The organism is Paracoccus limosus (genome assembly GCF_009711185.1).
GTDB classification, from domain to species: Bacteria; Pseudomonadota; Alphaproteobacteria; order Rhodobacterales; family Rhodobacteraceae; genus Paracoccus; species Paracoccus limosus.
The window spans coordinates 1-6,511 of record NZ_WMIF01000051.1 but is presented as its reverse complement, the minus strand read 5'-3'; the positions used below and the strand labels follow the sequence as shown (position 1 = coordinate 6,511).

Sequence of the window (6,511 nt, the reverse complement as noted above, 5' to 3'; positions counted from 1 at the left end):
CAGCAAACTGAAAAACAGCCGCCGGCTGGCAACCCGCTACGACAAAACCGCAGACAGTTTCCTCGGCTTCGTAGACGTCGCCTGCATCAGGCTCTGGCTCCGCCATTTGTCAACATGACCTAGCGATAGATTTAGCTTCTGAAAAATTTATAACCTATTGAAATAGATAAAAAATATATCTTGCGCTCATCAGGATCAGATCGCTATGCCGTTGGTGCGCCCCCGCGGCGTAGCTGAACTACCCTGAACTGCATCACCACCGCACCGCGGTTGCCGGGCTTTTGCCGGCAGCTCGCGCATGCCTTCGCCACAGGAGCTCTCACACCTGCGGCAAGAGGCAGCCTCGAAAGGACCAGCAACATGACCATTTGGTTCACAGCCGATCTGCATCTCAGTCATGAGAACATCATCCGGTTCTGCAATCGGCCGTTTCCGGATGCGAAGGCTATGAATGCAAGGATGGTCGCCGAGTTGCAGGCGCGCGTTCGCCCTGACGATGACCTTTGGATTTTGGGGGATTTTGCGGCCAGCAAGGCGACCATTGCTCAAAGGGCATCGGTGCGCGAGATGTTTGACGTCATTCCTGGACGCAAACACCTTGTCGTCGGCAACCATGACCGGTCGTGGATCCGGGAGCTGCCGTGGAACGGTGTTGCGCCGATGGCCGACATCATCGTCGATGGGCGGCGCCTGTTCCTTTGTCATTATCCGATGATCACCTTCCCCGGCGCGAGGCGCGGCGCATTGCAATTGTTCGGCCATGTTCACCAGAATTGGCCCGGGACGCGGAACAGCATCAATGTCGGCGTCGACATGCGGAATTTCCTCCCGATCACCCTGCCGGAGATCGAGGAACGCGCCAGACGTCTGCCGGTCAACAGGCATTGGGACGAGGTCGAGCCCGGTTGTCCCGTGCCTACTGCGGCGGAGGACTGAAATGGGAACACCAAAAATACAGGCTGTGGCCTTCAACTGCTTCGACACCCTCCTGAGGATCACCGCGCCAACCAACCCTTGGCGATCCCTGCTGGCGGAGGCCAGCCGAACGCCGGGCGCGCAGCGTCTCGATCCGCGCCGCGAACCCATCGCAACGATCGAGGAATTCGCTGAGGCCTGTGGAGTGGCGTTCCGCTCAGAATGGCGCGCCGATCTGGACCGCGAAATCGCCAGCATCGAACCGATGACCGATACGCTTGCGGTGCTGTCTACGCTCCGGGCAGCAGGTTTCCGGCTTGCACTGGCCAGTAATCTGGCCCCGGCCTACGTCGAGCCGGCACTGGAGTTGCTGCGGGATTTCATCGACACGGCTTGCCTCTCCTGCGCTCCCGAGATCCGGGCAGTGAAGCCGGAACCGGCCTTTTACTCTGCGCTGCAACGCAAGATCGGGCTTCCCGCCGTCGAGATTCTGATGGTCGGTGACAGCCTCGTCTCGGATGTTCAGGGCGCTAGGGCGGCGGGCATGTCTGCGCTGCACCTGGTTCCCGGAGCGACAGCACCAGGCCCGGGGCAGGTCCGATGCCTTGCCGATGTGCCGAAACTCCTTGGCCCCAATTAGCCAGGCTTCTGGTCAAGAATTAGCTTCTCTTCCGAAGGCAAATCTGATGTCCGTCCTCGTGCTTGCTGACCTTCATCTCGACATGTGGCTTGAAGTCGGGATCGACCCGTTCCAATGGCTTGCCTACGGCCAATATGACGCCTTCGACGGGCTGATCATCGCTGGCGATCTCTCGAACAAGCCCAAGGTGCGCTGGCCGCATATGATCGCGCATCTGAAGCGCTACATGCCAGCCGAGAAGATCTACATCGTGCCCGGGAACCACGATTATTACGATCACGTCCTTGATGGCGACGACCGCCTTGCCGCCATCTGCGCCGAGGCCGGGGTCCATTTTGCGCAGAAGTCCGAATTCTTCATCGGCGGCCTGCGGTTTCTCTGCGCGACCCTCTGGACTGATTTCCAACTGGACGAGGCCCCGGAATGGGCGATGGAGGTCGTGGAGCGCCAGATGAACGACTATCGCTATATTCGCCTCGCCTCACAGGGTTATCGCAAGATCCGGCCCGCCGACACGGTCCGGGTTCATGCCGACCACCGGGCCTGGCTCGAAAGCCGCCTGGCCGTGCCGTATGATGGACCGACCGTAGTCGTGACGCATCATTGCCCGCTGCCGGGCCTGATCAGCGAGGGTCCTCGCGACGAGATGGATTTCGCTTATGGCTCGGATCTTGAACCGCTCATGACGAAATACCGACCCGAAACCTGGCTGTTCGGTCATACCCATTTGCAAAACAAGGGATTTGGTCGCGGCGGAACGCTGGTGCAGAATGTCTCGGTTGGTTACCCCGATCAGATGCATCCTGACGATCTGACGGGGTGCGTGATCCGCAGCCTCCGCGCCCTGCCACACCCGTGCAAGCCCTGAGCTTGCCCTCTTTCCACACCTAAGCGGATGCCCTATGAAGATCCTCGTCCTCGCCGATCTGCACCTCGATGAAATTTCTGACAAGGCTGTGCTGCGCCGCCTGGGTGAGGAGATCGCGCTTGCTGGCCAGGAGGCCGATACCCTGATCGTTGCGGGCGACCTGACGGAGCAAGCGGCGCACAGGTGGCCAAAGGCAATCACATGGTTGGGCGCACATTATCCCTCAGAAAAGACTGTCATCATCCCGGGAAACCACGATTATTACGGCGGCAATCTCGACACCCTCGACGCCGATCTGGACCGCACCTGCCGCGAGGCAGGATGTGCCTTTGGCCCGTGCCGCCGCATCGAACTGGGCGACACCCGGATCCTGATGACCACGCTCTGGACCGACCTGCGCCTGTTCGAGGCCGAGGGCGAAGCGGCCGTCGAGGACTCGCTCTGGAGCGCTCGGATGATGCCGGATTATGGCTATGGTGCGATCCTGATCGGCGACCCGGAACGGGAGCTTCAGCCCGAAGACACGGTTGCCGTTCACGAGCGCCAAAAATCATGGCTGATATCGGAACTGGCGAAGCCCTGGCCCGGCAAGACCGTGGTGATCACGCACCACGCCCCTTCAGCGGCGGTGTCTGGCGCAATGTCGCCGCTGTCGCCCTGTTTCACCAGCGATCTGGATGACCTGATCGACCGCTACAGGCCTGACGCCTGGATCTTCGGCCATACCCATCGTCCCGCAGAGCTGCGAATGCCTGGCGGCACCCTGCTGCGGAACGTCTCGGTCGGGTATGAGCAGGAATTCCGCAGCGCAGATATCGGAGATCGGGTCCGGCGAGGGCTGATCGACCTACAGGCTCTTGTCAGGGCCTCGAAGTGACTCAGAGGCAAGTCGTGGCTTTTTGCGGCCGAGCGCGGATTGGGGGGGGCCGTTCTTTGGAGGGCGGCCCGCCGCCGATTTGCATTGATACGGCGCTTGACAGCAAGCCGCGAGGATGCGGTCATATAAGCGGAACTAAATGCGGACTCGACGATTGATTTATATCTGCCACATCCGCATATTTCTCCAGTATTAATTGACGATAGTTGACCTTGATCGTCATTGATGTAGTGGCATGAAAAGCGGAACTCGAAACGGAACGGATGACGCAGGCATGACCCAGATACGTGACGACGGCGAGACGCCCGATCTGATGGAACCTCTCATCCCAGAGGAGGCTTCCCGCCACCGCCCCGAGCTCAATGATCTGGCTCTGGAGCTGGCCACCGCATCCGCCGAGCTGACCGCCTCGCTTCCCGCAGCGGTGCGGGCGCCACTGGCCGGCCTCGTGCGCTCGATGAACTGTTACTACTCGAACCTGATCGAGGGTCATGACACCCACCCGATCGATATCGAACGGGCGATGCGACAGGATTTCAGCGCCGATCCGGTGAAGCGCAATCTGCAGATCGAGGCGGTGGCGCATATCGAGGTTCAGAAATGGATCGACGAGGGCGGGTTGATCGGCCACCCGCTGGAGCCTGACACTCTGCGCGAAATCCATCGGCGGTTCTGTGACGGTCTGCCAGAGGCCCTTTTGATGCAAAAGGGGCCGGACGGCGAGGAAGTCCGGATTGTGCCCGGCACGTTTCGCGAGGGTTACGCGAAGGTTGGCCAGCATGTGCCGCCCAGCCCCGGCGCCGTGCCCCGCATGCTGGCGCATATGCACCGGATGTATCGGATGCAGGGCCGGATCGGCAGCGTGCTCGCGACCGCCTGTGCGCATCATCGTCTTGTCTGGGTTCACCCCTTCACCGATATGAACGGCCGCGTGTCTCGGATGGTGGCGCATGCCATGCTGCGCGACACCGTGAAATCCGAGGGCTTGTGGTCCGCCTCGCGTGGTCTCGCCCGCAGTGTCGAGGATTACCAGGCCCGCCTCGCGGCCGCCGATGCCAAACGCCCGGGAGGTGCCGATGGCCGCGGCGCTCTGTCAGAGGCCCGATTGGCCGAGTTCGCCCGGTTCTTTCTGCGATCCTGCATCGATCAGGTTTCCTTCATGTCCAGCCTGATGCGCCCTGCTGATTTACGGGGCCGCATCATCGATTGGGCGCAGCGCGAAGAAATGCGCGGCAATGTCATCAAAGGCAGCGACCGCGTGCTGCGTGCCATCTTGATGGAGGGCGAGGTGGAGAGAGGGGCAATCCCGGACATGCTGGGCGTCAGCGACCGTCAGGCGCGGAAAGTCACCGCGCGGCTATTGGAGTTGGAGGCCTTGGCCTCGGACAGCCCAAAGGCACCGTTCAGGCTGCATTTTCCGGCGACGCTTTCCTCAGCCTGGATGCCGAACCTGTTCCCGGAAAGATAAAGGACACCTGATGCACTGGACCAAGTCCCGGCATGCGGGCCTCGTTGTGGCGAACTCAACCACAAGAATGCCCGATTTTTCCGACAAGTTGGCCAAGCGTGGCTGCAACTTTGTTGATGAACAACAGGTTGGCAGGGTATTCATGCTCGAAGAGAAGATCCGAGGATAATTTTATGAAGGCCTTTGAATTCGATCAGGATCTGATTGACACATATTCGCAGTTTTCACATTCATTCATTTCAATTCGGGCCAATGACCTTCGGCGAAAGGTCGCGGCTGAGTATAGCGCCGGCCGTTTCTGGCCAGAGAGTTTATTGTCGCTTAACCCGCGCTACCGGCGGGGTCCCACCGTTGACGAGTTGGTGACCTCCGGTGATCTTGATCCAGCTACGGGACAGATCTTCCGCATTGACGGCAAGCCAATCCGGCTCCACCGGCATCAGGCGCAATCGATCTCGAAAGCGCAAATGGAGCAGAGTTTCGTCGTCACCACCGGGACAGGATCGGGGAAATCGCTGTGTTTCTTTGTGCCCGTGGTCGATGCAATTGTTCGGGCGCTGAAATCTGGCCAACCACGGCGCACGCGCGCGATCATCGTTTATCCGATGAACGCCCTTGCAAACAGCCAGATCAAGGAGATTGAGAAGTTCATCTCGCAGTCTGGATTGCCCGAGGCCCACAGGCCGATTGTGAAACGCTATACCGGACAGGAAGGCCGCGAAGAGCGCCAACGAATCGCCGACAATCCCCCGGATATCTTGTTGACCAACTTTATGATGGCGGAACTGCTGCTGACTCGCCAAGAGGATTTGGACGCCAAAGTTATCGGGAATGCATCTGGCCTGGAGTTTATCGTCCTTGATGAACTTCACACCTACCGTGGAAGGCAAGGGACGGATGTCGCGATTCTTGTTCGGCGTCTACGGAACCGCTGCGCGCCTCTGAAAGCACCGATTTGTATAGGCACCTCGGCGACAATGGCAAGCGAAGGCTCGGGCGAAAGTCGCGCTCATGCCGTGGCGACAGTTGCGACGCGGCTGTTTGGGGCAACGATCGGCCCGGACGCAGTCATAGATGAAACACTGCAGAGGGCCACAGATGATGGACTGACCCTCGATATGGTGCGCCCACGCCTCGCATCCGTTTTGACCGCGCCGCTACCAGACGTGCTGACAGATAACGATCTGCGGTCGAACCCCCTCGCTGTCTGGGCTGAACTGGAAATCGGACTTGAAGATGGCCAAGAACTAACCCGTAAGAAACCCACACCGTTTGGCGATGCGGTGGCCAGATTGTCAGAGGCCAGCGGTGTTTCGCCGGAGGTTTGTCGGGAGGCGTTGTCGACATTCCTGACCCGGGTGAGCCTTCCCGAGGCTGACCGTGGCGGGGCAGCTTCAGGCGCTTTCCTGGCGTTCAAGCTTCATCGGTTCATTTCTGGTGCGGGAGAGCTTCACACCACGCTGACCGAGGCTCCCCGAACTGTCATGTTCGAGGGGCAGCTTGAGGATCCGGATGCTCCAGGAAGTCGCCTGTATCCAACCAGGTTCTGCCGCGATTGCGGACACGAGGTCCATGTCGTTACCAAATCCGAAGATTCTGAAGGGCTTCGGTTCCTCGCTAGGCCGTGTTGACAAAAGGGGTTCCGTTGGCAGTCGTCCTATGATTCAAGCTCATCTCTGCTTGGGAGATGGGCTTGGCGCGCAACCTGATATCCGACGATGAGTGGGCCTTCTTCGAGGGCTT

Annotated in this window: 7 protein-coding genes and 1 pseudogene; all 8 read left to right on the top strand. The window is 59.8% G+C overall.

From position 1 onward, the window contains the following. Positions 1–118: pseudogene (locus tag GL279_RS18655) on the top strand (IS5/IS1182 family transposase); the annotation flags it as partial. A 242-nt stretch (positions 119–360) separates the two neighbouring features. Further along, positions 361–936, top strand: coding sequence for a metallophosphoesterase (locus tag GL279_RS18650; protein ID WP_155066112.1), 576 nt, complete (start codon positions 361–363; stop codon positions 934–936). A 1-nt stretch (position 937) separates the two neighbouring features. Then, entirely contained in the window at positions 938–1,555 is a 618-nt protein-coding gene (locus GL279_RS18645; RefSeq protein WP_170294025.1) for an HAD family hydrolase, read from the top strand. 46 nt (positions 1,556–1,601) lie between these two features. Further along, positions 1,602–2,423, top strand: a complete 822-nt coding sequence (locus GL279_RS18640; protein WP_155066110.1) for a metallophosphoesterase — start codon at positions 1,602–1,604, stop codon at positions 2,421–2,423. Between the two features lie 34 nt (positions 2,424–2,457). Continuing rightward, positions 2,458–3,300, top strand: coding sequence for a metallophosphoesterase (locus tag GL279_RS18635; protein ID WP_155066109.1), 843 nt, complete (start codon positions 2,458–2,460; stop codon positions 3,298–3,300). Between the two features lie 235 nt (positions 3,301–3,535). Then, positions 3,536–4,768: a Fic family protein gene (locus GL279_RS18630; RefSeq protein WP_246175412.1), complete on the top strand. Its 1,233-nt coding sequence runs from the start codon at positions 3,536–3,538 to the stop codon at positions 4,766–4,768. 10 nt (positions 4,769–4,778) lie between these two features. Continuing rightward, entirely contained in the window at positions 4,779–4,937 is a 159-nt protein-coding gene (locus GL279_RS18625) for a hypothetical protein (RefSeq protein ID WP_155066108.1), read from the top strand. Positions 4,938–4,941: 4 nt separating this feature from the next. Next, on the top strand, positions 4,942–6,399 hold the full coding sequence (locus GL279_RS18620; protein ID WP_155066107.1) for a DEAD/DEAH box helicase: 1,458 nt from the start codon (positions 4,942–4,944) through the stop codon (positions 6,397–6,399). Positions 6,400–6,511: the final 112 nt, after the last annotated feature.